20 protein-coding genes are annotated in these 24,872 nt (G+C 58.3%); 6 read left to right on the top strand and 14 right to left on the bottom strand.

All coding sequences use genetic code 11. From position 1 onward, the window contains the following. Positions 1 to 204: 204 nt before the first annotated feature. The 10 genes from VGN12_05015 to VGN12_04970 all read right to left on the bottom strand — a co-directional run bounded on the left by VGN12_05015 (position 205) and on the right by VGN12_04970 (position 9,120). A complete protein-coding gene (locus VGN12_05015; GenBank protein ID HEY4308795.1) occupies positions 205 to 762 on the bottom strand; it encodes a carboxymuconolactone decarboxylase family protein in 558 nt (185 codons plus the stop codon). After that, positions 759 to 986: a hypothetical protein gene (locus tag VGN12_05010; protein HEY4308794.1), complete on the bottom strand. Its 228-nt coding sequence runs from the start codon at positions 984 to 986 to the stop codon at positions 759 to 761. Before VGN12_05010 ends, VGN12_05015 begins: the two co-directional genes overlap by 4 nt. A 2-nt stretch (positions 987 to 988) precedes the next feature. Next, positions 989 to 1,663, bottom strand: coding sequence for a sigma-70 family RNA polymerase sigma factor (locus VGN12_05005; GenBank protein HEY4308793.1), 675 nt, complete (start codon positions 1,661 to 1,663; stop codon positions 989 to 991). Further along, complete coding sequence (locus VGN12_05000; GenBank protein ID HEY4308792.1) at positions 1,660 to 1,935, bottom strand: hypothetical protein; 276 nt, start codon at positions 1,933 to 1,935, stop codon at positions 1,660 to 1,662. The genes VGN12_05005 and VGN12_05000 overlap by 4 nt, the downstream gene beginning before the upstream one ends. A 285-nt stretch (positions 1,936 to 2,220) precedes the next feature. Next, positions 2,221 to 4,155: a sigma 54-interacting transcriptional regulator gene (locus VGN12_04995; GenBank protein HEY4308791.1), complete on the bottom strand. Its 1,935-nt coding sequence runs from the start codon at positions 4,153 to 4,155 to the stop codon at positions 2,221 to 2,223. A gap of 151 nt (positions 4,156 to 4,306) precedes the next feature. Beyond that, positions 4,307 to 4,909: a peroxiredoxin family protein gene (locus VGN12_04990; GenBank protein HEY4308790.1), complete on the bottom strand. Its 603-nt coding sequence runs from the start codon at positions 4,907 to 4,909 to the stop codon at positions 4,307 to 4,309. 3 nt (positions 4,910 to 4,912) lie between these two features. Continuing rightward, positions 4,913 to 6,832: a serine/threonine-protein kinase gene (locus VGN12_04985; GenBank protein ID HEY4308789.1), complete on the bottom strand. Its 1,920-nt coding sequence runs from the start codon at positions 6,830 to 6,832 to the stop codon at positions 4,913 to 4,915. Between the two features lie 76 nt (positions 6,833 to 6,908). Beyond that, complete coding sequence (locus VGN12_04980) at positions 6,909 to 7,613, bottom strand: redoxin domain-containing protein (protein ID HEY4308788.1); 705 nt, start codon at positions 7,611 to 7,613, stop codon at positions 6,909 to 6,911. 75 nt (positions 7,614 to 7,688) lie between these two features. Next, positions 7,689 to 8,762 carry a redoxin domain-containing protein gene (locus VGN12_04975; protein ID HEY4308787.1) on the bottom strand — a complete coding sequence of 358 codons (1,074 nt, stop codon included), beginning with the start codon at positions 8,760 to 8,762 and terminating at the stop codon, positions 7,689 to 7,691. A gap of 70 nt (positions 8,763 to 8,832) precedes the next feature. After that, a complete protein-coding gene (locus tag VGN12_04970) occupies positions 8,833 to 9,120 on the bottom strand; it encodes a zf-HC2 domain-containing protein (protein ID HEY4308786.1) in 288 nt (95 codons plus the stop codon). A gap of 469 nt (positions 9,121 to 9,589) precedes the next feature. Between VGN12_04970 and VGN12_04965 the strand changes: the two genes are divergently transcribed. The 4 genes from VGN12_04965 to VGN12_04950 all read left to right on the top strand — a co-directional run bounded on the left by VGN12_04965 (position 9,590) and on the right by VGN12_04950 (position 12,756). After that, positions 9,590 to 9,817: a hypothetical protein gene (locus VGN12_04965; protein HEY4308785.1), complete on the top strand. Its 228-nt coding sequence runs from the start codon at positions 9,590 to 9,592 to the stop codon at positions 9,815 to 9,817. A 53-nt stretch (positions 9,818 to 9,870) separates the two neighbouring features. Next, on the top strand, positions 9,871 to 10,545 hold the full coding sequence (locus VGN12_04960) for a cytochrome b/b6 domain-containing protein (GenBank protein HEY4308784.1): 675 nt from the start codon (positions 9,871 to 9,873) through the stop codon (positions 10,543 to 10,545). Next, positions 10,538 to 11,320, top strand: a complete 783-nt coding sequence (locus tag VGN12_04955) for a molybdopterin-dependent oxidoreductase (GenBank protein HEY4308783.1) — start codon at positions 10,538 to 10,540, stop codon at positions 11,318 to 11,320. The genes VGN12_04960 and VGN12_04955 overlap by 8 nt, the downstream gene beginning before the upstream one ends. A 524-nt stretch (positions 11,321 to 11,844) precedes the next feature. Next, complete coding sequence (locus tag VGN12_04950) at positions 11,845 to 12,756, top strand: hypothetical protein (protein ID HEY4308782.1); 912 nt, start codon at positions 11,845 to 11,847, stop codon at positions 12,754 to 12,756. Between the two features lie 831 nt (positions 12,757 to 13,587). Here the strand turns inward: VGN12_04950 and VGN12_04945 are convergent. Genes VGN12_04945 through VGN12_04930 form a run of 4 tightly spaced genes read right to left on the bottom strand, consistent with a single transcriptional unit; the run spans position 13,588 to position 22,032 of the window. Beyond that, on the bottom strand, positions 13,588 to 15,819 hold the full coding sequence (locus VGN12_04945; protein HEY4308781.1) for a nitrate reductase: 2,232 nt from the start codon (positions 15,817 to 15,819) through the stop codon (positions 13,588 to 13,590). Continuing rightward, complete coding sequence (locus VGN12_04940; protein HEY4308780.1) at positions 15,819 to 17,549, bottom strand: DmsC/YnfH family molybdoenzyme membrane anchor subunit; 1,731 nt, start codon at positions 17,547 to 17,549, stop codon at positions 15,819 to 15,821. Before VGN12_04940 ends, VGN12_04945 begins: the two co-directional genes overlap by 1 nt. Then, complete coding sequence (nirB, locus tag VGN12_04935; protein ID HEY4308779.1) at positions 17,549 to 20,647, bottom strand: nitrite reductase large subunit NirB; 3,099 nt, start codon at positions 20,645 to 20,647, stop codon at positions 17,549 to 17,551. Before nirB ends, VGN12_04940 begins: the two co-directional genes overlap by 1 nt. Positions 20,648 to 20,652: 5 nt before the next feature. After that, positions 20,653 to 22,032 (bottom strand): MFS transporter, encoded by a 1,380-nt coding sequence (locus tag VGN12_04930; GenBank protein HEY4308778.1) that lies wholly within the window; start codon positions 22,030 to 22,032, stop codon positions 20,653 to 20,655. 435 nt (positions 22,033 to 22,467) lie between these two features. Here VGN12_04930 and VGN12_04925 point away from each other — a divergent pair, with 435 nt between their 5' ends. Together VGN12_04925 and VGN12_04920 are read left to right on the top strand one after the other, a co-directional pair. Then, complete coding sequence (locus VGN12_04925; GenBank protein HEY4308777.1) at positions 22,468 to 24,078, top strand: ATP-binding protein; 1,611 nt, start codon at positions 22,468 to 22,470, stop codon at positions 24,076 to 24,078. Further along, positions 24,035 to 24,697, top strand: a complete 663-nt coding sequence (locus VGN12_04920; protein ID HEY4308776.1) for a response regulator — start codon at positions 24,035 to 24,037, stop codon at positions 24,695 to 24,697. The genes VGN12_04925 and VGN12_04920 overlap by 44 nt, the downstream gene beginning before the upstream one ends. Positions 24,698 to 24,872: the final 175 nt, after the last annotated feature.

Genomic DNA, 24,872 nt, shown 5'->3' with positions numbered 1-24,872 from the left:
CGATTCCGATTCCCCCGCTGATCTCCTTGGCGGCGGCCATCAGCGCGTCTTGCTCCGGCCTTGAGACCGCGACTCTCGCTCCAGCCTGGCGCAATAACTTGGCCGTTGCCGAGCCAATACCTCAATTGCCGTCGGCCACAACAGCGATTGTTCCTTCTCACTTCTTCATTGGCGGGCTCATCTTTCGTGGATTTGAGCGGTGCCTTACTTTTCGGCGGCGAAGGCGGCATCGACGGGCGTCGGGGCGATATGGTCCAGGTAATTGCTGATGGTCTTCAACGCCACTCCAAGCAACACCTCGATCACCTGCTCCTGACGGTAACCAGCCCCGAGAAATTTCCCGATGGTCTCTTGGCTTACATGACCACGCTCGCGCACGACCTCACGCGTCAGAGCGATCAGGGCATCGTGCTTGAGATTACCGGTGGATCGCCCGGCCCGGATGGCGGCAACCACATCGGCCGGAACCTTCAGTACGCCCTTAAGGATTGTGGAGTGCGCGGCGGTGCAGTAGCCACATGAGTTCTCCACGCTAGCCGTCAGAAGGATCGCCTGGCGCTCGACGGGCGTGAAGGTCTTCTGGTACTCAGCCTCTAGCGCCAGATAGCCCTTCAGTACAGCAGGTGAATTCGCGAACGTCGCCATTAAGTTCGGAATGAAGCCAAATCTCTTCTGGATATCTTCCAGTACTGGCTTAGAGGCCTCGGGAGCCGTCTGCAAGGTCAGCGGCTGAAGTTGTAGTGATTCGGTAGCGGGTGTCATATCGTCTCTCTTCTTCGTTTCGGTTTGATTGTGGTCAGTTGACGCTTAGTTTCCCTGGCCATCTTTGCTTCAATCTTCATGTCCACTTCTTTGCCGTTGCCAGGCCGATGCCGCTTCTTCTGCCAGTGATGACCGCGACCTTTCCAGTAAGTTTTGCCACGAGATCCTCCATGTAAATCGTTGAGTGCTGCAAAATCGAAACGCCGACTGTTGATCAGCGACACTCCTATTGATGAACCGTCAGCATTCCCGGTTCGCTGCAGACCAGAGGTTCTAAGAGCGCACGCAGCGCTTGGCGGGCGCGATGAAGTCGTACTTTCACAGCCCCGGGGGAAATATCAAGGATCTCCGCAGTGTGTTCCGTATCGATCTCCTCGATATCGCGGAGCCAGAGGACGCTGCGATGCGAGTCCGGCAGCCCCTCGATGATCGCTCGCACCTGCGAGCACAATTCGGAACGAGCAAGCAACTCGTCGGGCGAGGCAGTCCATTTCGAAACGCGCCGCACATGATGGCCCGTCGCGTCGAACGCCGGCAATAGATCCTCGATCGAGACATAAGACCGGCCGTTGCGCGACCGTAGTTTCATCAGACAAGCGTTGACAACGATTCGGTGCAACCAGGTTCCAATCGACGAATCACCGGTGAAGGTCTTAATGCTCTTGAAGGCGGACAAGAAGGCGTCTTGAACGGCGTCGTGGGCGTCTGATTCACACATCAGCATCCGGCGAGCAACCGCCAACATGCGACCGCTCTGCTGCCGTACCAGGATTTCGTAGGCAGCGGCGTTGCCCTCACGAAGCTGACCGAGCAGTCTTTTTTCCTCGTTCCACGGTTCAGCCACCGTATCAGCCGCTGCAGCGGAAGTGCGAGCGTCCGCCTTTTTTGACTCACCGTTCATGACGCCTCCTTCACGGGCGCCTTGAGCAGCTCGATGACGAAGGAAGAGCAATTCGTAATCTGCACGCCTTGCCCCACCAGGCTTCGAAGGTACTTGGCGCCGGCCTCGTCGACAAACCTCATGCCTGAAAGGTCAAGGCTCAGGATCGAAAGTAAGTCGGGATTTGTGCCGCATGCCTGGCGCAGCTCTTCGAGCCAGGGGCCGACGAGTTTTCCCTCAAGCCTGAAGGCACGGGCCGGAGCGGAGACAGGGAGCTGCGTAATTCGTAGCATGGCAAATCTCGCTAGTGTTTGCCGGGCCCATAACGCACAGGTCGTGCCGCTCCCAAAGCGAAAATGAAACTCAATTCCCAAACCAAACGAAGGCCGACACTTAGCGAGGTGCCGAGCGATAGAACGGCACACTGCCGCCAAAGGCCTTCGCGAACGGCCGCCACGAAATATCGTGGCGCTCACGATAGAGCGTGAGTTGCACGCCGTGAGAACTGGCCGAGGTTACGGGCAGTAACCAGCAGCCCAAGGGGGCGCGTGGAACCATCTCGTTGCAGGGAGGACCGCCTAATCACCTCGGCTGATTCCCATTTTCTTCATGCGGCTGCGGAGCGTATTGGGATGGAGATTGAGAATTAGCGCGGCGCCGCGAGGCCCATCAATGACCCAGTCAGAGCGCTTGAGCACCGAGAGGATATGTTGCCGCTCGAAATCTTCGAGGCTGAGCAGTTGACCATCGGCGACCGGACCGGATGTCGGCGGCGCCAGCATATCCGCAGTGATGTCCAACATGGAGCCAGGGGCGACGATCACAGCCCGTTCGATAATGTTTTCTAATTCGCGAATATTGCCCGGCCAATCGTAAGACTGAAGTCGCTCGATCGCCTGGCGACTAACGGTTTCGATCTTTCTGCCGATGCGCGTCGAAAACTTGCCCACAAGAAAATGGACCAACAGCGGAATATCGTCCTTGCGCTCTCGCAATGGTGGCAATACGAGCGGAAAGACGTTGAGCCGGTAATAAAGATCCTCGCGAAAGGTCTTTTCGCGAACGCTCTTGAGCAAGTCGCGATTTGTTGCGGCGATGATCCGCACGTCAACTTTGAGCGACGTGTTCCCACCTACCCGTTCGAACTCCCGTTCCTGGAGCACACGCAGCAATTTGGACTGAGCGTCGGGCGGCAACTCGCCGATCTCGTCGAGAAAGATCGTTCCGCCGTCGGCGAGCTCAAATCGTCCGACGCGCCTGGCGATCGCGCCCGTAAACGCTCCCTTTTCGTGACCGAAGAGCTCACTTTCGACCAGGCCGGTTGGCAACGCCGCGCAATTGACTTTGATCAACGGCTTGTCACTACGCCGGCTCACGGAGTGAATCGCTCGGGCAATGAGTTCCTTGCCAGTGCCGGTCTCTCCACAGATCAGCACGGACGCGTCCGTTGGCGCTACCAAGCGCACATTATCGAGCACGGCAGCAACGCTGGGACTTTGGCCGACGATTTCGTCGAAGTTGTGTACTGACTTGATTTCTTCCTGCAGGTAATCATTCTCAGCAGTCAGCCGAGCCTTTTCCTGCTCCATCAAAACGCGCTCAGTGATGTCCACAAACATCGTGCGAGTATAGGTTCCGCTGGGGTCAGGTTTGGACCACCACTGGATCCAGATCGGCTGGCCGTTATCCCTGCGGCGAAGTTCCAGCACTACTCCGCTGGTGTCTGTTCCCTTGCCTACAGAGGCAAACGCTTCCTGGAACCGGCGTAGCGCGTGAGGCGTGTCCGGAATAAACGACCGACCGACGGCGCCCGCCACCTCATCCGGTTGGATACCCAAGATACGCATGGCTGCCCGGTTGGCGCTGATAAAGCGAGATTCAAGATCCTCGTTGACGTACGCGATAGGAGCTTCTTCAAAAAGATCGCGGAAACGCTCTTCGTTGTCGCGCAGCATTTGCTCGATGCGCAATCGCGCGAGTTCCGCCGCGGCTCGCGCGGCGAAAATCTGAAAGATCGAGAAACGTCTCGGCTCGTTGTCCATTGGGCGTGGGTCAAACACCGCTAAATGGCCGAGCACAGCGCCATCGGAGTCGAGCAGTGGCACGCCCAGGTAGCTTTCAATCCCCAGTTCCTTCAGTGGCAGATCGCGCGGGAACTGGTCCTTTACGCCTATCTGGTGGTGACAAAGGCCCCCGCGCACCACTTCCTCGCACGGCGTCCCATCCAAGTCGTATTCGACGTTGGCGCAGATCCGGCCATCGAACCAATAGGCCAATGTGCGGACGCGGGTGTTGACGGCGGCAAATTCCGCGACAAAGGCGTATTTGACATTGAGCGCAACGGCCAGATTCCGAACCAGCGACTGAAAGAACGCCTCGCCCGTCGACTGAACAGTCCCTTCGACAATCGCGCGCAAAACCGCAACGTCCGATGGATCGACCGCGAGGTCCTGCAGCGCAGCAGAGACGCCGGGTTTGGAATCTTCTGCGGATGCTCGCAAATCGTTAGACATTCTAGGGAAGCCCGGTTGATGCCCGTCCGGCAAATGTCTTGCCAGCCTTTCCTCCGCTCTGCGTTCACTACTCCCCGATTCTAGCAGAAGCCGGAGTAGAGAGCGCCAGCCCGAGGCGCTGTCGCGAGCAAACACCCAAGCACCGATGGCATCACTTCTTAGCTTCAAGCGCTTGCAGGATGTCTTCCGGCTTTGAGCGATCACCGTGCGACTTGCTGACCTTGGCAAACTGCACGATCCCCTTCTGATCGATCACAAATGTCGATGGAAAGGCCGTTTCGCGCGCAGCGTCCCATCGCAGACCGTAGGCCTCGGTGAATTTGTAATCGGGGTCGGTTACGAAAATAAAGTTCTCAGGCAGCGCCTTGCCCTTAACAAATTCTTTGGCGCGTTCGGTCAATTGGTCCGCCGGGCCTGGGTAGACGAGGATGACTTTGGCGTTGGCCTTTTGAAACTCTTTCGCGCGAGCAATCAGGCCCCCCACCTGAATCGTGCAAAGTGGACATTGATAGCCCGGAAAACCGCGCAGCACTACCAGCACCGTCGGCGAATCGGCCGTCAGTTTCGACAAGGTTTGTGGATGGCCCGCCAAATCCTGAAGCGTGAAATCCGGAACCTTGTCCCCCACCGCAGGCATCTTGGCTGTTGCCTTCTCGTCAGCTCGTCCTGCGCTCGCGGAGCCGAAGGCCATCAGTATGAGGGCAACAATGCACAAGTTGAAGCTTCGAGCGGTAACTGCGTACATAACATTCATGATTCAGAATCCTTTGTGAAAGTGGCTCTGATCGATTCGCTGGACAAGGTCGTTGATTTCCAAATCAGCAAAGTGGGCAGTTCCCTGGCGGGCGACTAGCAGAACGTTCGAGAGATCCTGCCGCAATTCTGAATGAATACTTGCTACCTGCACGCCATTAACTTGGACGATCCAACCATCCTGGTGACGTTCTAGTTGGACGTCCTGATAGACAGGAAGGTCGTCCGATTGAGGGTGCGCTGGCAAAGGCCGCGACCCAATGAGCGGCACAAAAGGCGCGTCAACGCCGGATCGCTGTCCAACATGCAAGAGGCCCTTGGCTAGTCGAATCACAAACCGTAGCTCCGCTCCTTTTCGATCGGCGGCGCGCCCGAAGTGCAATTCCGCCTCTGCGTCTTGCAACGCGTTGATTCCGAGCCGCAATCGAAAGTTCTTCGGCGGCCCTGCGGAGGATCGCGACGGCAATGCCAGGTCGAGCCAGCCATTGGCCCCGGCTAGCACTCGTCCTCCATCTTTTGCCTTAGTCGCTTGCCAACTACCGCGCTGGGACCCGATGGGCACACTCTGACCGTTAAATAACGCTTGCCGCGCCCCGGAAGGGACGAGCATGGTCCGCTGCATTGCTGGCGGTTTGGTCGCTAGCGGTCGGGCGACAAGGAGCGGCGTGACAACCACAATCATTGTGCCCAAGAAAAATAACGCGGTCCAAGCGGCCTTCGATCTGAAATGCGGAGGCGTCCGTTTGGCCGTCGGCGGGCGACGATCGGCCGCGCCGACGCTCGGTAAATCAAGCGTTTTCGAAAGCAACGACTGGCGAACGCCTCGCAGGCGTGGCTCGTTAGCAACACAAGGGAGTGGCGCAATTGCCGATTGCAGTATGGCGTCAATGCGTTGAATCAACTGACGATAGTCCGTCGGACGATCTGCAGTATTGTGAGCGGTCATGTCGCGTAGCAATTCAATGGTCGTCGCTGACAATTCGGGAAGCTGGTCTCGCCACGCCTCGCCGCCGGTTTGCTTGCTGACAATCAAACTCGAAAAGCTGGTAGCCGTTGAATAGGGACGCTCCCCAGTCAGCATATGAAACAGCGAGGCCCCGAGCGCGTATATGTCCGCGCGATGATCTACATCGGACTTATCCAGTTGCTCTGGAGCGGCGTAGGCCAGCGTGCCAAGCAGAGTTCCGCTGAGAGTGATTCGCGTCAGTTCAAGGCCATCGACCTGCAGCGCGAGGCCAAAGTCGGTGATCTTTGCCAACGGAACGTCGGGAAGCGATTCCATTCCTGCTTGCGATCTTACGAGAACAATGTTCGCAGGCTTGATATCGCGATGGACAATTCCATGTTCGGCCGCGTGCGCAAGGCCGGCTGCGACTTGGCGAACGATTCCCCAGGCCAGTCGCTCCTGCAGCGGGCCATCGCGATCGATGCGATCTTCGAGCGTCTCTCCTTCGAGCAGTTCCATCGCCAGATAAACGCGGCCATCGTGCAGGCCGTAATCGTACGCCGTCACAATGTTGGGGTGGCTTAACTTGCCGACAACCTTTGCTTCGAATTGGCTTCGACCGGCGCATGTGCGGTCAAAGCGGCACAGGTTGACGGTTTTCAGGGCGACGACGCGGTCGAGGCGTAATTGCCGGGCGCGGTAGACGACGCCAACCGCGCCGGCGCCTAGGAAGTCGAGGATCTCGTAGCCGGGTATGAATCGATCGGGACGAGCGAGCGCCTGCAGCAGTTCGATCTGGGTTGGATGCAGCAGACACTCTTCGAGGGCTATGTCCGTACTATCGACGTGGCGTCGTTCCGCTTCGCGGGCGATCCGCTCGCAGTCAGAGACATTCAGTATCCCTCGCTTGACTGCCAGCGCTAGAATCGGATCGGGCGCTCCCAGCGTGCTGCTTGTCATGGTAACCAGCCGAGTCACTTGGCATGCTCGTGATTGCGATGACGCCCCGGTGTTGGGCATGAGCCGGCCCACAGCGTCCCGTCGCACGACGGCATTATTTGTTGACGGCGTCGATCTGCGTGAAAATGGCTTTGATCGATGGACGATCCGCTGACATATCCTTGCCGACGTATGCCAACCCGATGTTTCCCTTCTTGTCGATGATGTACGTCGACGGATGCGCGAGGTTTGAGCGAATTTTGAAGAAATCAACAGCGATCATGTCTTCGTCAAGCACGATCGGGAAAGGCACCTCATCGACTTGCTGCTTCTCGGTCCGTTTTGCCGCATCGATGAACTCATCGACGTGCTCCCGAGCGCCGGGATAGACGACCAGGACCTCGGTATCCATTGCCTGAAGTTTGTCGTAGTTCTCAATCAGCCGCGAGGTCTGCGTTTTGCAGAAGGGACACAGGGCGCCAGAAAAGCCTTCGGTAAAGACCAGGACAACATTCTTCTTGCCAAAGTAGCTTTTCAAAGCAACTCGGCGACCATTGGTGTCCAGGAAGACCAGGCCGTCCAACCCGGGTGGAACCTCGGCATTGGTTTGCACAACATCCTTGAACGAAATCGCTTTAGCGGCGGCGGCCGGCGGATTACCGTTCTTCACTGCCACTGGATTGGCTGGGTCGGTGGCCAATCCGGCCGGGATCGCAGCCGATACGGCATCGCCTGGTTGTTTCGTACAGCCATTTGCAAAAAGCGCCAATCCTAGCAAGCACATTGACGAGCTCAACTTGCGAATCCAGTGGGCGATCATGATTCACTTCTCCTTACACAGCTTTGATTCATTCTCGTCGATAGCGGCCAACGCGGGCACGCGAACGCACCGAGGTTACTTCTCTGCCAATAAAGCTGCGATTCTCTTACGCATGAACTCCTCGCCCCGGGCGCCATCCCAATTCAATTCTCCATACCACCAATTGCGCACCCGCCCTTGTTTGTCGATGAGATACACGCTGGGCCACATGTGATTTCCCCATGCCTTCCAGTTCTCGGCTGCGGCATCGAAGACCACTGGGTACTCAATACCCCGCTCGCTAACATTCTGGCGAAGGTTGTCCACATTCTTTTCGCGATCGGTCTCGGGCGTATGAATCCCGACAATGACGAGCTCAGATTTGGGAAACGTTTGATACCAACTTTGATAATGCGGTAAATTGCGGACGCAATTGATGCAGCCAAACGCCCAGAAATGCACCACCACGACTTTGCCGCGCAGGCCGGCAATGGTTTGCGGCTGACTATTGATCCAAGTGTTGGCCCCCTGCAATTCAGGGGCGACAGCGCCGATTCGAGCAACGCGACTCAGATCAAAGGACTTGCCGATCAACGCAGACAGTTCGGCTTGTTGTTCCGATGAAAGAATGGCATGAACCGCCTCGGCATCTACGGTTTCAGCCCCTTTCGCTCGCGCTACCACGCTCCGGATCTCACCGACCTGCTGATTGGATAGCTTCAGTCGCTGAGCGATTTCGGACGAGGTCAGCGCCTTATACCCGCGGGCCTGCAATATGATTTGATTCAGTCGATCCAATTGAGTCGACGTCAGAACCGCGCGCAATCGGCGCTCGAACTTCGACTGCAACTCGTCGAGTTGCTTCGCGCTCTTGGCAACCGGCACGTCTCGCAACAGCCAAAACGGCTGGTCGACTTCCGCCACTGCGGCGGCAACGTCGTCTATCTGCTTCTGTTGCAGTCGCAATTCTGACTGAACGGCTGGATCTCGCGCAATCATCAGCATTATGAACGCTGGCGCGGGAATCTCGGCGATTTGCTCTCCCTCGTCTGCCGTCGGCGACGAAGCACGAGCGGGCTTTGGCGAACGCGGGTAAGCAAATAACGTGGTGACCACTAGCAGACAAACTCCACTGCAGCAGACGAGCGTTGTCATTAGGCGAATTCGCATGGTCGGTTCCAATCTTGCAAGCCTTGTGATTTCGAGGGCGTCCATAGCCGCCGAGCTTTTTGCAGGCGCATTAACCAGCGCCGATCGAACCGTCGCCGGCAGTGCGCTCTCGCGCAAGCGTGGCGAGGATTGCCTCGATCAACTCCGGGGGTGGAATAACCGTGTGCTCTTGGTTATGCGGCGGATCGATCCGAAACGATTGCGCTAGCCGCACCGTCTTCGAATAGGAGTCGAGGTATCGCCGGCAGTCTCGACAAAGCGATAAGTGCCAGAAAAACACCACTCGCTGCCGCATGGAGAGCAAGTGGTCGAAATAGTCGTCGAGAAACCCAGTTAATTCCTCGCATGTCATGGTCACGCCTATGGATTGCTTCAGCCCCTTGGCAGGTGATTCCGGGGCCCGCCTGTCGAACCGCCCGATTTCTGCCGCGTTGAAAAGACCCTTTCGAGTGGCACCGCACCATCGCCGCTTCTTGGATGCGACGGGCCTTGTCTCGGTTACGCCCCTGTAACTTATTTTTCAGGAGAAATAACTGGCCCTTGCCGGCAAAAACCGTGTGGATCGTCCGGCATTCGTCACCCCGGCAGGCTTGAGGGGCGATCCTTGGCTGCCAACCGCGGCATTTCGCCCTGGTTGGCCAACGCGTCGTTTACTTTCCTTTCGTAACCATTCTCAACGGCACGCATCGAATGAAGTGTGCGGCATGCTTGAACGCGACTTGATCGTTTTGAGTCGCGTCGTCTTCAACCCAGCAGCGAAAACAAACCGATGCTGGGCGAAGCGGCCGCGTTGGTTGCTTAAAAACCGCGATTGAGGAGTTCTCGTCATGAAGTCGATTTTCTCGGTGGTTGCGTTGGGGTCCGTCATCGCTCTCGGGGCCTGCGCCATGACTGGTTGTGGGAAGGGCAGCGCCAACCAGGACAAAATGACCGGCAGCAAAATGGGCATGGAGGACAAAATGAGGAACGACAAAATGGGTGACAAGATGGGCACCGACAAGATGGGCACCGACAAGATGGATGGCGGCAAAATGGACGAAGGCAAGATGAAGTAGCCTTCGTTCCGTTTCGAAACGATAGGCAAGGTAGTCGCTCGGAGGTCCGTATCGTGGTTCGCTTGGAACACAAACATCCACGGGCGATACGTTGGATGCATTGGCTCAATGTCCCGCTGTTGTTCGGGATGATCTGGAGCGGTTTGCTCATCTATTGGGCGAATGACATCTATCGCCTCGGAATTGGCGATTGGACGTTATTGCATTTGTTTCCGGAATGGCTTTATTCCACCCTCCGACTGGATCACCGGCTGGCCCAAGGTATGTCATGGCACTTTGCCATCATGTGGCTATTGGCGATCAACGGCCTGTGCTATGTCGCCTATACGTTTATCTCCGGCGAGTGGCGCCACCTGCTGCCGAATCGGAACAGCTCGCGCGAGGCGTGGATGGTCGTGCTACACGATCTGCGCCTCAGCAAGCTGGAACCGCCAAAGCGCAAGTTCAACGGCGCTCAGCAATTTGCGTACACCAGTGTGATCATGATGGGCGCTGGATCCCTTCTTACTGGACTCGCGATCTACAAACCTACTCAATTGGCATGGCTGACCAGCCTGCTGGGCGGCTATGAGTGGGCGCGTTGGGAGCACTTCTGGCTCACCGTCGGCTATGTGGCGTTTTTTGTCATCCACATTTCGCAAGTGGTGCGCGCGGGCTGGAACAACTTCCGGGCAATGGTCACAGGCTACGAAGTGACGACTGCGGACGCGGAGGAATCACATGTCTGACAACTTGTCACAACGGAATGCGCTGTTGTCGCCCGAGGCGGTCGAGCAGGAGATCCGTCGTCTCTCGCGCCGTAGTTTCACGACCGCCGCGGTCGCGGCTCTGGCCGGCGCGTCGGGCGTCGGATGGTTGGCAACGCGCCCGGTCGACGACGGGGTCCCATGGCCCCTACGACGGATCCTAGAATTCAATGAACAGGTCGCTCAAGCGGCGTTCGACGCGCGACGACTTGCGCCCGAGTTCGCAGCCTCCGAGGCAGTTGAACCGCGCGTGAACGGCCGCGTCGGCCTGATGAGCCCGGCCGCCGTCAACGATTGGACGGTGACCGTAACCGGGAAGGTGGATCGAAAGATCCCGCTAGCCGCTATCAAGCAACTTCCGTCCTACGAAATGACAACCGAGTTCAAATGCGTCGAAGGCTGGAGTCGGATTGTGAGCTGGAAAGGGGTGCGAGTGGCAGACTTTCTGGCTAAATACGGCGCCCCCAGCACTTACGTAGGGCTTTCCACACCGCCTGACGCCGTCGCGCCGGACGGCCAGCCTGATCGCTACGTCGTTGGGCTCGATCGGCCAAGCGCGATGCATCCCCAAACGCTGCTCTGCTACGAAATGAACGGCGCTCCGCTAACCCACGGTCACGGCGCCCCGTTGCGACTAGTGAGCAGCGTCAAGTACGGCTACAAGTCCATCAAGCGAATCAGCGTCATCGAAATCGCCGAGCAGCGACCCGCCGACTACTGGGCTCAGCGGGGTTACGACTGGTACGCCGGACATTAATCATCTTTTCTCCGTGCGCGACTGCAGCTTCTTACTGCGACTCGCGCTCATCCGGCAGATTACAGACGATCGAACAGGAATCGAATTCCGTCAGCTCACTGGGCTACAGGCCCCCTGCATCCGACGCGACTCGGCCGCGGTCTTCCGCTTCCGCTGCGCTCCAACTCCAGACCACGGCCGAAGAACAAAAGCACCAAACTCTAACTTAAACATCGGTATCTTTGGTGGGGGCAGGTCACCATCACTATATCGGCTAGTCTCAAGGTTTTCGTCCAGAGCGACGCGCCCCGACGGTTCCGTGAGTCTCCCAAGTGACCCGGGACGGTTCGTCATTGGGCACCCGCGGCCCTTCTCGCCGGTTGGTCAACAATGATGTCCATGCGTGGATGGGTCCCCAGTTGGACCGTTGCGGTTGTTCTCCGATTCTCCTATCTTGAGCGCTAGCCCCGCGTCGCGCGACTTGTCGCGGCATGGATGCCGCATCGCGACGTCATGGACACGTCCGATTGCTATGAGGTAGCGATATGGCATGTCGCAATTCAATTATCTCGCTCGTCCATGTCTTGCTCACAATCGTATTCGCTGGGCGCGTTGCTATCGCCTCGACCATCTCGTACGAACCTTTCAATCTCGGTGCTGGCGCGTATGCGCTGGGTGGGATCGGTGGTCAGCAGCCGCCGGTCACAGGCTACACCGGCGCATGGAGTTTCGCTAACACCCAAGGCAGCGCAACCGGAGCGATCGATACCGGTCAGTTGTCGTATGCCGACGGATTCGGCAATGATCTTCCCGTCGCGGGCGGAATGGTTAAGATTTCCACACTGAAGACGTCGGTGGGACACGACGGCGTCGGTATCGCCACCCGAGGACTCGATGTGCCCGCATTTGGACCAACCTTTACCAGCACCGGCACACAGATCGATCAGGGCGTGTTGTATATGAGCTTTTTGTCGTCTGCGGGTTCGCCGGTGAGTTTAGGTAACAACTCTGCGATCGTGAACCTGCTTAACGGCGGCGCTCCCGTGCTGCAGGTCGTCAATCAGGTTAACGCCAACTGCACCATCAACGGTGTGCCCATTGCGCCGCCCAGCAATTCATCGCAAGCACAACTATTTGTGCTCAAGCTGGAGATGGGGCCCGGCAATGACACCGCCACGGTATGGGTCGATCCCCAGCTCGGGCTGTCGACCGAGCCGACATTTCTCGCCGGCGTCAACGGCGGAACGCTATCGGGCCTCAATATCGCGTTCAACACTCTCAGCCTGGTAGGGGACCGATTTGTGCCGTTTGATCTGATCACGAAAACCGGCGGCGGCTTGTTCGATGAAATCCGATTCGGCTCCGACTGGGCGAGCGTTACGCCCGTCCCCGAACCGTCCGGCATCCTCCTTGCCGCGCTCGGCGCATTGCTGGCGTGGCAACGCCAACGTCCTTAACGCTACGGGCTCGCGGGGGCGACGCCGGCGGCTCGTCGGTAAGCGACGTGTCGCGCCTGCACTCTGACTCACCCCGACATGACAAATCGCGTGGGAGTCAGTGGTTTAGTCTCCTTTACTCACGTGTGCGTGACATCTTCAGAAATTGACCGCTTTTCCGGACGGCGCCCAACGCAGACTTCTGCGGCGTTGAGCGCGTCGGCCGAATCACGGAAACGGCCGCATCCAGGCCCGCTCAGGTGGGCGTGACCTGATCGCGTGCGCGCTTGGTTAAACGCTGCTCCGATCCGAATCTACGGCGCTGTAGGGAACAGACTCCAGCATGGCGATTTCGTTCCACCAAGCGGCTCGCGACCGCTTGACACTGATTCAACCACCCAGGGTTTTTGGCCGTCAGCCGCGTCGAGAAAACGCGTTCAACATTAACCTCTAAGTCGTCAAACGCGAAGGGCTTCGGACTTGCTGAAAGTCGCGACGCGACATGCACGCCCTCGCGCGATGCAGAGCCCCTTAAGAAGAAATCACCGGCAAAAATGAGAAGTTAGTGCAACTACCAACCTAGGGCAATCGTCGTAAGTCTAGTCGGGGCGACAGGATTTGAACCTGAGCTTGATTTTTCGGCAAGTGAAGTCGCGTCTTGCAGTTACGTCGATTGCAACATGTGCCGCGCTGCAAATGCGCTGCATGCTGGGATCCTCAATTGGCTCGAAACGGCATCGAATGACATTGGTTTGCAGCGAGTGATTGCTAGCTGGGATGGGCTGCCGGCGGCAATTCGTAAAGCGATTGTCGCGCTGATTGACTCAAGGGAACCGTGATCTCGAACATACGCTATGGTCGCGCGTCACCATTGGCCCTGCGTTCGATACGGACGGCGCAGGCTTTATAGGCCGGTTGGAACGAATAGGGATCAAACACCGCGTCCGTTAACAGGTTGGTCGTCGCGTAATGCATTGGCACGAAGACTTGCCGCGGCGGCATAGTATGCACGATCACGGCCTTGGCCTGTAGGCTCCCCCGCTGTGACGCAACGCTGATCCAATCGCCAGGCTTTATCTTTAGCTCACTGGCGTCGCGCGGATTCACTTCGACATAGATCTCGGCCGGGTAGAGCTTTCTGAGCACCGCCGACTTGGAGGTGCGCGTTTGCGTGTGCCACTGCGCGGCGGAGCCACGGCCGGTGAGCAGCAGAAACGGATACGCCGAGTCCGGCGTCTCGGGCATCGGTCGAGGCTCGCTCCAGACAAACCTCGCTTTGCCATCCGAGTGGAAGAATTGTCCATTCTCAAAAAGTCGGCGTTCCAGATCGGCGCTAGCAGTATCGACGGGATAAGGCCACTGAATGCCGCGGCCTTCGTCGAGCATTGCGTAATCGTGAATGCCAGAGAAGTCGCAGGGCTGCCCGGCCGATAGCCGTTTAAGAATCTGGAAGACCGCTTCGGGGGATTTCCACTCTTCAAACATTTTGCCGCAACCCCAGTACTCGGCGATCAGTTTGAATATTGAAAAGTCAGTTAGCGCTTCCCCCGGCGCGCGAGCCACTTTCTTGACGATGCCAATGCGACGTTCCGAGTTGATGAACGTGCCGTCTTTCTCACCCCAGGCTGCGGCGGGCAACACCAGGTCCGCCAGTTGCGCGGTCTCGGTCGAGGCATACATATCCTGCACGACAAGGAAATCGAGGCGATCGAGGATGTCGTGGAGTTGGCCTTGATTGATCCAAGAGTGGGCCGGGTTCGTGCCAATTACCCACAACCCGCGGATCTTGCCGTTGAGGATTCCATCCAGAATCTTGTGGTATGGCAACCCCTTTTCCTGTGGAATTGCCGTTTCATTGATCTGCAACGTCTTGGCGATCTTGCGGCGATGCGCCGGATTGGCGAAATCGTACCCGCCGAGCAAGTTCGTCGTATTGCTGAAGAGGCGCGAGCCCATCGCGTTGCATTGGCCGGTGATGGAATTAGCGCCGGTTCCGGGTCGACCGATGTTGCCAGTCAATAGCGCGAGATTGATGATCGCTTGGGCCGTGCGCACGCCCTGGTGACTTTGGTTGACGCCCATGGTCCACCAAAACGAGACGCGGGCGCCGTCGTGGATCGTCTGCGCAAGTTTCTCGATCGCCGCGGCCGACTCGCCTGTCTCCGCGCAGACTCGCTCCAGGGTGAACGGTTGCAGGAAATCCGCCAGGCCGTCAAAGCCAGACGTGTGCGCGTCAATAAATTCGCGATCGATCCAGTCGCGCTCAATCAACAATCTTGCCAACCCGTAGAAGAGCGTTAGGTCCGATTTCGGCAGCACGCTGAGATGTTGCGTGGCTTGCATGGCGGTTTCGGTCGCCCGTGGATCAATGACAAGGATTTCCGGCGAGTGCGGATTGTTGACGATCCGCTGCCACATGATCGGATGAGCGATCGAGAGATTGCTCCCCACCAGCACGATCACGTCTGACTGTTCGAAGTCAGCATAGGTATAAGGAGGCGCGTCGAAGCCAAACGCCTCTTGATACGCCACCACGGCTGTCGCCATGCATTGCCGCGTGTTGCCGTCGCCATGGACCATGCCCATGCCGAATTTGGCCAGTGCGCCTAGCAGCGCCATCTCTTCGGTGACAATCTGGCCCGTGCTCAAGAAGGCGATTGACTCCGGACCGTAGGCTTTTTGAATCGCCTTCATGCGCTCGGTGAAGGTGCGCAATCCTTGGTCCCAACTGACGGGAGCCAATCGGCCGTGAGCGTCGCGGAGCAACGGCGTGGTGGCGCGGTTGGGCGAATCGAGCACCGCCAGCGCTTCCCAACCTTTCGGGCAGGCCATGCCCTGGTTGACGGGATACCGTAAGTTCGGCGTCAGACCAACGGCCACGCCTTGTTGTAAGTGGATGTCCAGCCCACAGCCGGTCGAACAGAAGCCGCAAACCATGGTAGTTGTTGCATCGGGGCGCAAGCGCTCCGGCACAAACCCCAACTCGCCTCCGCCTAGGGCGAGCTGGAGTTCGCACGTCAGCGGTCCTGCGCGATCGACGAGCAAGGGCAGTCCGCGATTAGTAGATGGTGGAGGAGAAGTCATCAGCGAATTCCTCCCGGCATCCGCGGCGCGGCGACGGCGGCAAAGAATAGGTACCGCTCGAGCAACTCACCGGCGAGTGAAGCGCCGAACAACAGCAGGGTAGCGACTCCGAGCTGAAGCTGCGCATTATCGAGTGTCAGAGTAGAGAATTGACTCAGTAGCAAAGCCGGCGCGACAAGGCCTCCCAAGGCGCCCACTGCAAATCTCGCCAGGGCTGGATTCGCCAGATCGCGAATCATCAATAGCGCCGATCGCTTCAGGGGAGTCATTACTCGCGACAACAAATGCCGCAGCAGCATCGCTTCCCAGCCAAGCTTGACTGTAGTAACGATCATTAGGCTGTAACAGATCGTCGGTCCAACAGAGGCGACGAGCGCGAGGTGCGATTCGGTAGGCTGAATCAAAGCCAACGCCGCTAGACTTAGCCACAGCGTCGCTAAGCCAAGGAGCGCCGAGGTCAGCGCAAAGCGAGTGATCGTGCGTGAAAAGTCCCAGAAATCGCGTCGCACCGACGCGTAGATCATCACTGAGCAAAACACCGCCAGGGCGCCAACGCTAACGACGCTCCCGGCCAGGTAGCTGATCCATTGCTGCGGCAACGGCCAATCGGCCTGCCGATTGACTGGCACGACAACTGCGGCCGAATAGACGCAGGCGAGCGCCGCGAAGAGTCCGAACACCACGATCTCGCGACTGAGCCAAGAGTGGCGAAGCCCCAGCACGGCTCGAAACGCGTATTGCGGTCGACCCAAATGGAACACGCTCGAGCCAAGCGCGAGCAGCCCGAAGATTAGGGCCATCACCGCCTGCACGGGCCGAATCATCGCGATCGATTGGCTGCTGACAAACCACTGCAAACCAATCCCGCAAGCAAAAGCGCCTACAGAAAGTTGGGTTAACACCAACATCACTACAAGCGGCCAATGGGGATGTTGCCGACTGACTTGAAAATAGTCGACTGGCAGCATGTTGCGCGGCAGCACGCGACGACTTTTGTACGTCGTCGTGGGATACGCAATCTGAGAATCAGGCGCCGCCGGTAAGAAAAGCGATGCTTCGGCGTCCTCAATCACCTGGTGGACATTGACCACGCGGATGGCGATCGCCTGACTAGGGCAGGCCTGCACGCAGGCCGGCGCTTCGCCAGCCGCCAGTCGCGTCGAACACATATCGCATTTGCGAACGATGCCTTTGCCTGGGTGATATTTCGGCACGTCGTAAGGACAAGCCAGTGTGCAGTATTGGCAACCAAAGCATTGGTCGTCCAAATGCTTGACGATGCCGGTAAGCGGGTCCTTTTCGTACGCATTCACCGGACAAGCTGTCAGACAGGCCGGCTCAAGGCAATGATGACAGGCCGTGGTGACGTGTTGAATAACGGGAAGTGAGCTTGTCCCGCCGACCAGCAAACCGACGTCGCGCCAGGCCTCCTGCGTATCGAGACCGTTGAGGTTGTGGCACGCCGTGACACAGGCCTTGCAACCAGAGCAGCGGTCGAGGTCCACTTCGAACGCGTACTGCTGACCCGGCCCTGGCGGTGACGCGGGCAGAAGCTGCTGATAGCGCTTGGTCCTGTGCGATGTATCGACAGCGTCGTGCGACTTCGCAAACCGCTCGACGGCCGTCAGGTCTTGCTGTTCGCTCAGAAGCCGTTCGAGCAATGCCACTGGATTGTTGTCGACCTTCTGCCGAGGCGCGATCGTCTCTGCAGTCGCGAGCACGTCAAGCATCAGACCTCCTCCGCTGGTCCCACCAGTGAAAGAACCGGTTCGGCGGTCGCGGCCGACTGGTTATTTGCGGCGTGCGATTCGCAGGAGGTCGCTAGTCGGCAGCCAATTTCGGTCGCAAGTTCCTTATCGAGCACATCGGTCGGCGGCAGATCTAGGTATACGTCGCCCCCGTCGATACGGACCGGGAACGTGTGGATGCGATATTCTTCTTTCTGGAGCGATTCACCCGAGACCAAGGAAAACGTCTTCTTGTGGAGTGGACAGGCAACCTTCGGCACGCCGCTGGCGTCTCCCACAATGCCCCGTGAAAGGACGAAGGCCTTTTTGTGCGGACACATGTTCTGACTGGCGTACCACTCGCCGCGGCTCGTAAAATTGAAGACAGCGATTTGCACGCGACCGTACTTGATCGCAGCGCCACCATCCTTGGGAAAATCCGAGATAGCGCCAACGCGAACCCACGAGGTTGCTTGCTCGATCGGCGGGAGATTGCTGAGCGAGCGGAATTGTTCCAGCGAGACAAAGTCGGCAGGCCACGAACCAGGGCGTTGCTGGCCGCGCTCTGAAACCATCTCGATGCACGATTCCGTTTCTTCGATGTTGGCGAACTGCTGAAACCGCTTACGCTTTTCCGGATCGCGCACGACGGCGGACCATTCGCATTGATAGGTGTCCATTAGCCGTGCGATCATCGCTTCCAACTCGGCTGCCAGTCCCAGCTTGTCGTGGACGACAACGTCGCGAATGTGCTCGATGCCCCCTTCGAGCTTTTCTCGCCACACGCTGGTGCGAGTTAACTTGTCGGCCGTGCTGATGTAGTACATCAGAAAGCGATCGACGTAACGGATGGCGGTCTCTTCGTCGAGATCGGTAGCCAGCAGCTCAGCGTGACGCGGTTTCGAACCGCCATTGCCACAAACGTAGAGGTTATAGCCGTTCTCGGTGGCAATCAGTCCGACGTCTTTGGACTGCGCTTCGGCACATTCGCGGACGCAGCCTGACACTGCCATTTTGATTTTGTGAGGCGAACGAATTCCCTTGTAACGATTCTCAACGCGGATCGCGAACCCGACTGAATCTTGCACGCCGTAGCGGCACCAGGACGTGCCAACACAGCTCTTGACGGTCCGCAGCGATTTGCCGTAAGCGTGCCCGCTCTCGAACCCGGCATCGACGAGCCGCTCCCAGATATCGGGCAGATCCTGGACCTGTGCGCCGAAAAGATCGACCCGCTGGCCGCCGGTGATCTTTGTGTAGAGCGCATACTCCTTCGCCACTTCGCCCAGCACGATCAACTTGTCCGGCGTGATCTCTCCGCCGGGCACGCGGGGCACAACACTGTACGATCCGCCACGCTGCAGATTCGCCAGAAAACGATCGTTCGTGTCCTGCAGCGTCTGGTGGGGAGTGTCGAGAATGTCTTCGTTCCAAAGACTAGCCAGAATCGAAGCCACGACAGGCTTGCAAGTTTCGCAGCCGTGACCTTGACCACAATCCGCCAGCACGGCGTCAAACGTTTTGAGTTGCTTGATCTTAATCGTGCCAAAGAGCTCCGTGCGAGAGAGCGAAAAATGTTCGCAAAGTCGAGTCGAGATTGCTTTGCCGGCTTTCTTGAGCTCAGCGTGAAACAAATCGGTCACCATCGGCAGGCAGCCGCCGCAGCCTGTACCGGCGCGGGTGCATTGCTTCACGTCGCTAACCGTTTCAAGATTCTGCTCGCGAATCGCCGAGCAAATCTGCCCCTTGCTGACATTATTGCATGAGCAGATTTGAGCCTCGTCCGGCATCGCGTCGGGCGAACCCAGCGCCGAGGCGCCACTGGAAGTACCGACTAGCAGTTCGTGCGGTTGGCAAGGCAGTGGGCCCGCTGCTTTGGCCAAGACAGAGCAGACGCCGTACGACGACGCGTCACCCACTAAAATACCGCCCAGCAGTCGCGTGCCATCCAGACTGAACAGCAGCTTCTTATAGACGCCGGCAAAGGGATCTTCGAAGACCAGTGGCGTCGCCCGCTCCGGCGGTGCTTCGTAATCGCCAAAGGAGGCGACATCGCAGCCCATCAGCTTCAGCTTGGTCGAGAGATCGGTCCCGGCGAAGTGTCGCTCGGCGCCTGTGAGGTTTGCCGCCACAACTTCGGCCATCTCATAACCGGGGGCGACTAACCCGTAGACCATGCCCCGGTGCGAGGCGCATTCGCCGATCGCAAAGATGTTGGGATCCGACGTCTGCAGATGATCGTTGACGAGGATGCCGCCGCGCTCGCCGAGCGCCAGTCCGCAACCTTTCGCGAGGTCATCCCGCGGCCGAATTCCGGCCGAGACGATAATCATCTCCAGATCGAGCGATTTGCCGTCGGTAAACTCCAAACGCTCGACGGATCCATTTCCATGCACAGCCTTTGACGACATCCCGAGGTGCACGCGCACGCCCATCGCCTCGATCCGCTTGATCAGCGTCTTCGATCCGGCTTCGTCGATTTGCCGTGGCATCAACCGTGGGCTGAACTCGATGACGTGCGTTTCGAGTCCCAACTCATGCGCAGCGCGGGCGGCCTCAAGTCCCAGCAGTCCCCCGCCCAGCACGGCGCAGCGGCGTGCCCCTTCAGCGAATTCGATAATCCGCTGGAGATCTTCAATCGTGCGATAGACGAAAACGCCTCGTTTGTCGATTCCCGGAATCGGCGGCACGAAAGGAAACGAGCCGGTCGCCAGCACCACGATGTCGTAGTGGATCTCGACGCCCTTTTCCGATCGCACAAGTTGACGCTTGCGGTCGATCGCATTGGCTCGGTCCCCCAAGTGCAGTTCAATGCCTTGCTCGTGGTACCACTCCCGCCGCGCGAGCATCAGCTTTTCAGCATCGCGATGCGCGAAGAACGTAGTCAATCCGACGCGGTCGTAGGCGGCCCGCGGCTCCTCGCAGAACGTCACGATCCGAAATTCGCCAGCGGTATCGAACTCGACCAGTTTCTCGCAGAAGCGGAGCCCGACCATACCGTTGCCAATCACGACGACGGTTTTACGCGGGCGTTCTGCCTCGGACTGCAGGGCGTCGCCGTCACGGTCGCTGACAGGGTTATTCTTCACGGCGTCAATCATGTAATTCATCCAGAGATGATTGCGTTGGCCAACTCGGTGTCGCGCCGGCGTGCACCGGTGGCGCCGGCGTGGCTTTGTTCTGAAGCGTATTCGCGGGCTCGGTCCGTAATCAGCAAGCTGGAAAACGACCCGAGGGTCACCACGGTTCCCACCAGAAAGAAAGCCGACGGCCAACTCAGGGCGTCGCTCTTGAACAGCAATCCAGACAACACGGCGCCCGCGTTGCCACCGGCGCCCACGATGCCTGCGATGGATCCCAGCGCGGTTCGATTCACAAATGGCACGACGGCGAACGTCGCCCCGGCGGCCATGTGGACGAAGAGACCACACAACATCAAGGCCGGTATGGCCGTATAGAGTCCGCGCATCTGCGAGAAGAGCATTAGCAACAGCCCTTCGCAAAAGAGCACGAAAAACAGCCATTTGACGCGGGCAGAAAAGCCCCACTTATTCCCGCAACGGTCAGCGGCGTAGCCCCCCAGCGTGCGGGCGAAGACGCTCATGCCTCCAAAAACGCTCGCGCAGAGCCCGGCGATCGAAAGCGCCCGCACCGGAACCATATTGTCACTGCCGAGTTCGGGAAAATGATCCACAAAGTACATCGCCGCAACATTGTCGATAGTGAGTTCGACGCCGAAGCAGAGGCCATAGGCCGCGAAGAGTCCCCAAGCGCGAGGGTCGCGACACGCGCGCCAGAAGGCGCCACGAATTGACCGTTTGGCGGCTGCGTCAGCGCGAAGGTCACGAAAGTTTCCGGCGGGAGTGTCTTGTGTAAAGAAGCAATAGGCCACGCCCATCGCCAGACAGGTTGCGCCCGCTACAAGCATCGAGGCCCGCCAACCCGTCGCGGGCGAAAACCCCAGCGTCGAGACAAAGCAGGCAAATACCAGCGGCATGACCACATGAGTGACACCGCCTCCAAAGTTTCCCCAACCGGCCGTTGTGGCATTGGCCGTGCCGACGCAGCGATCTGAGAACATTTGCGACGTGTGGTACTGAGTAATGACAAACGCAGCGCCGATCACGCCGATCAGAACGCGGAAGCACAAGAACGTGGCGAAATCGTGCGCCAGGCCAATTCCCATCACCGGGAGAGATCCAAACAACAGCAGTCCGGTGTACGTTAGCCGTGGCCCGAATCGGTCACAAAGCCAGCCCACGAATAGTCGGGCAACGGTCGTCAGCGCTACGGACCCGATTATGCACCATCCCACCTGATCTTTCGTGAAACCGAACTCTGCTCGGACCACGGGCATCAACGGCGCGATACCAAACCAGGAGAAAAAGCAAAGAAAGAAAGCCATCCACGTCATGTGAAAGGCCCGCATCGCCGGCGAAGAGAACGTGAGTAACTCGATCCGATCCGCTTTGACTTGAACTTGCATCGAAACTCCACAACTTCACAGCAGTTTTCGCAATTCGCGACGGCCGCATGAGCACGACTTCGTGCTCGCAATCGCGGGGCTGCTAATGCAACGAAGGCGCCCGAAACTTGATTGCGAGACGCTTCTTCGGAAATCCGAAGCAATCCGACGACTCTTGCCGGGCGGGTATACAACGGTTGCCTTGCGAACGGGCAAATCCTGCCGGAAGGCTGCGCAGTGCAAGGAAATTAAACTTTTCTCTAGACGGCGCAACCCATTGCCTCGGTTGCACCTCGGTCGGGCAACTCAATGCGGTCTTGAGCGAATGCAACAGCTTGGAACGCGGTTTTCATGTAGGCGAAGGAGGAATCGGTGCGCGCATGCGTCAATCCCTCGGACAACGACCAAAAAGCTGTTCGATGCCCAAGACAACGAAACCAAATCCAACTGACTTTCATGCCTGAGCCCCCGCTAAATCCGACGACTGATTCGAAGGCCTGGGCAACGTCGCTGGTTCGTCCTTTGTCGCGACGCTACCTGCTGGTGCTCGCCTCGGTTGCGGGGCTATTGCTGGTTGATCAAGCGATTTTGCAGCCGCTACTCGTGCAGCTCAATTTCTACGCGCCGGTCATTAACATGGCCGGGCGCCAGCGGATGCTCAGTCAGAAAGTGACGAAAGACGTCTTGTCGATCGTCGCAATTGGCGAAGTTGAATCGAGCAATGCCCGCCGTGACGACTTAGTCCGCACGCTGGCACAATGGACGGAAGCACATCAGACCCTGCTGGAGGGAAATCCGGCCGCTGGCTTGCATCCCGTGACCCCGTCGATTCGGACGGCAATCAGCCGCGTCGACCCTGCACTCGCAGCAATGCACCAAGCGGCGAGCGTAATTGCCAACAGGGGTTCGCAAATTAAATCCGCCGAGATTCAGCGAGCCGTATCGGTGATCCTTGAGCAAGAACCGATTTACTTAAGCGGCATGGAGCAAGCGGTCGCGCAGCTAGAACAGTCGGCCCAGGCGCGCGTGGCCTGGCTTCGTGCATGCGGGCTGGCCGCCATGCTGACGGTCTTGGTGCTACTCGTGGCGGTCTACTTTCTGGTCCTGCAGCCGGCCGCGACGTTGATCCGCCGGCAAGTCGAGCAACTAGTGATCAGCGACAGCCGGCATCGGCAATTGGCCCAGATGCTGGGCGAAGCTCGCGACGAGCTGGAAGTGCGCGTGGCCGAGCGGACATATGACCTAAGCCAGGCGAACCTGGCGCTGGAGCGAGAAATGGCCGAACGCCAGGCCGCGGAACTCCGTATGCGCGAACTCTCCAATGAATTGGCCCACGTGTCGCGGGTCACCGCGCTCGGGCAACTTGCCACGGGGCTGGCCCACGAAATCAACCAGCCGTTGGCGACCGTCGCCAACTATGCGGGCACATTAGAGCTAACCTTGGAAAAGGCGTCGCCACGCGATCCGGGGACTGCGGAATTGATCTCGCAGATCAAGCTCGCGGCTTTACGCGCGGGGGCGATCGTCCGCCGCATGCGCAACTTCGTGCGCGGCGACGCCGTGCAAAAGGCGGAGGTCGATCTTAACGACCTGGTGCGCGAAGTTACTGAATTGTGCCGACCCCAGTTGCGAGATGCGCAAGTTGAGCTGACCCTCGACTTGGCGCCGCAGCCGGCTCTGGCGTTGGCGGACGCCCTGCAGATTCAGCAGGTGTTGGTGAATCTGATTCAAAACGCAACTCAGGCCATGGTGGCACCTTCGGCTGCCGAGCGGACTCTCTGCATTCGCACCGAGGCCGGGCCCATCGAAATTGCGATTACAGTTGCCGACTCAGGTCCTGGTTTCGCCCCAGGAGACAGCGAAAAATGTTTTGATTCGTTCTATTCCACCAAGCCAGATGGTTTGGGTATGGGCCTGGCAATCAGCCATTCGATTATTCAACAGCATCAAGGGGAGATCTGGAGCAAAAACCTCGCTGGTGGCGGCGCGGTTGTCGGTTTCAGCCTACCCGTTCTTCATGTGAATGACAGTAGCACAGAGCAACACGCCGACCGTGTATGTGGTTGACGACGATCAACCGCTACGCAACTCACTCGTCGGGCTGATCAAAGCCATGGACTTCTGCGCGCAGGGGTTCGCCTCGGCCGCAGGCTTTCATCGCTTTTATCGGCGCAATCTGCCAGGCTGCCTTGTGCTCGATGTGCGAATGCCGGGACAGGGCGGCTTGGAACTGTACGAACAGTTACTCCATGAGGGCAAGCGGCTCCCCGTCATCTTTATCACCGCCCATGCCGACGTGCCGACCGCCGTAGCCGCGATGAAGACGGGGGCCGTCGAGTTTCTGGAAAAACCATTCGAGCGCGATACGCTACGGGCCCATCTTCAAAAAGGGCTAGCGCTCGACGCCGAGTGGCGGCGGCACGAAGCCGAGTTCAACGCAATCGACGAACGCATCGCGCGGTTAAATGAGCGTGACCTGGAAACGCTGCAACTAATCATCGCAGGAACCTCGAACAAAGTGATGGCCGCGCGGCTTTTTATCTCAGAACGCGCTGTCGAAATGCGTCGAGCAGCCATCATGCGTAAAGTAGAAGTCCGCTCCTTGGCCGAGTTGCTTGAACTCGCCATCACTCATCGACTAGCGGTCGAAGTCGCCGCGGCACGGTCCCATTCACACTTGGAATGATGTTCCAAGTGTCAGCTTTTCGGAGTTGATCTAGTACGCGCGCCGATCGAATCCTTCAGGTCGAGCAGGGCATGTTGCCTGATTCCAATTGCGCTTCCGCATGGTGATTAAGATCGGTATGTCGGCGCTGCAAATGCGCTGCATTTTCTGCGGAGAAAAGCGACTCAGAACGGCG

The organism is Pirellulales bacterium (assembly GCA_036499395.1).
Taxonomy (GTDB): domain Bacteria; phylum Planctomycetota; class Planctomycetia; order Pirellulales; family JACPPG01; genus JACPPG01.
This window is presented reverse-complemented; position numbering and strand designations above follow the sequence as displayed.

Coding starts and splice junctions, on each gene's coding strand:
- VGN12_05015 (HEY4308795.1), bottom strand. CDS start 762: ATGACACCCGCTACCGAATCACTACAACTTCAGCCGCTGACCTTGCAG.
- VGN12_05005 (HEY4308793.1), bottom strand. CDS start 1,663: ATGAACGGTGAGTCAAAAAAGGCGGACGCTCGCACTTCCGCTGCAGCG.
- VGN12_05000 (HEY4308792.1), bottom strand. CDS start 1,935: ATGCTACGAATTACGCAGCTCCCTGTCTCCGCTCCGGCCCGTGCCTTC.
- VGN12_04995 (HEY4308791.1), bottom strand. CDS start 4,155: ATGTCTAACGATTTGCGAGCATCCGCAGAAGATTCCAAACCCGGCGTC.
- VGN12_04990 (HEY4308790.1), bottom strand. CDS start 4,909: ATGAATGTTATGTACGCAGTTACCGCTCGAAGCTTCAACTTGTGCATT.
- VGN12_04980 (HEY4308788.1), bottom strand. CDS start 7,613: ATGATCGCCCACTGGATTCGCAAGTTGAGCTCGTCAATGTGCTTGCTA.
- VGN12_04975 (HEY4308787.1), bottom strand. CDS start 8,762: ATGCGAATTCGCCTAATGACAACGCTCGTCTGCTGCAGTGGAGTTTGT.
- VGN12_04965 (HEY4308785.1), top strand. CDS start 9,590: ATGAAGTCGATTTTCTCGGTGGTTGCGTTGGGGTCCGTCATCGCTCTC.
- VGN12_04955 (HEY4308783.1), top strand. CDS start 10,538: ATGTCTGACAACTTGTCACAACGGAATGCGCTGTTGTCGCCCGAGGCG.
- VGN12_04950 (HEY4308782.1), top strand. CDS start 11,845: ATGGCATGTCGCAATTCAATTATCTCGCTCGTCCATGTCTTGCTCACA.
- VGN12_04945 (HEY4308781.1), bottom strand. CDS start 15,819: ATGACTTCTCCTCCACCATCTACTAATCGCGGACTGCCCTTGCTCGTC.
- VGN12_04940 (HEY4308780.1), bottom strand. CDS start 17,549: ATGCTTGACGTGCTCGCGACTGCAGAGACGATCGCGCCTCGGCAGAAG.
- nirB (HEY4308779.1), bottom strand. CDS start 20,647: ATGATTGACGCCGTGAAGAATAACCCTGTCAGCGACCGTGACGGCGAC.
- VGN12_04930 (HEY4308778.1), bottom strand. CDS start 22,032: ATGCAAGTTCAAGTCAAAGCGGATCGGATCGAGTTACTCACGTTCTCT.
- VGN12_04925 (HEY4308777.1), top strand. CDS start 22,468: ATGCCTGAGCCCCCGCTAAATCCGACGACTGATTCGAAGGCCTGGGCA.
- VGN12_04920 (HEY4308776.1), top strand. CDS start 24,035: ATGACAGTAGCACAGAGCAACACGCCGACCGTGTATGTGGTTGACGAC.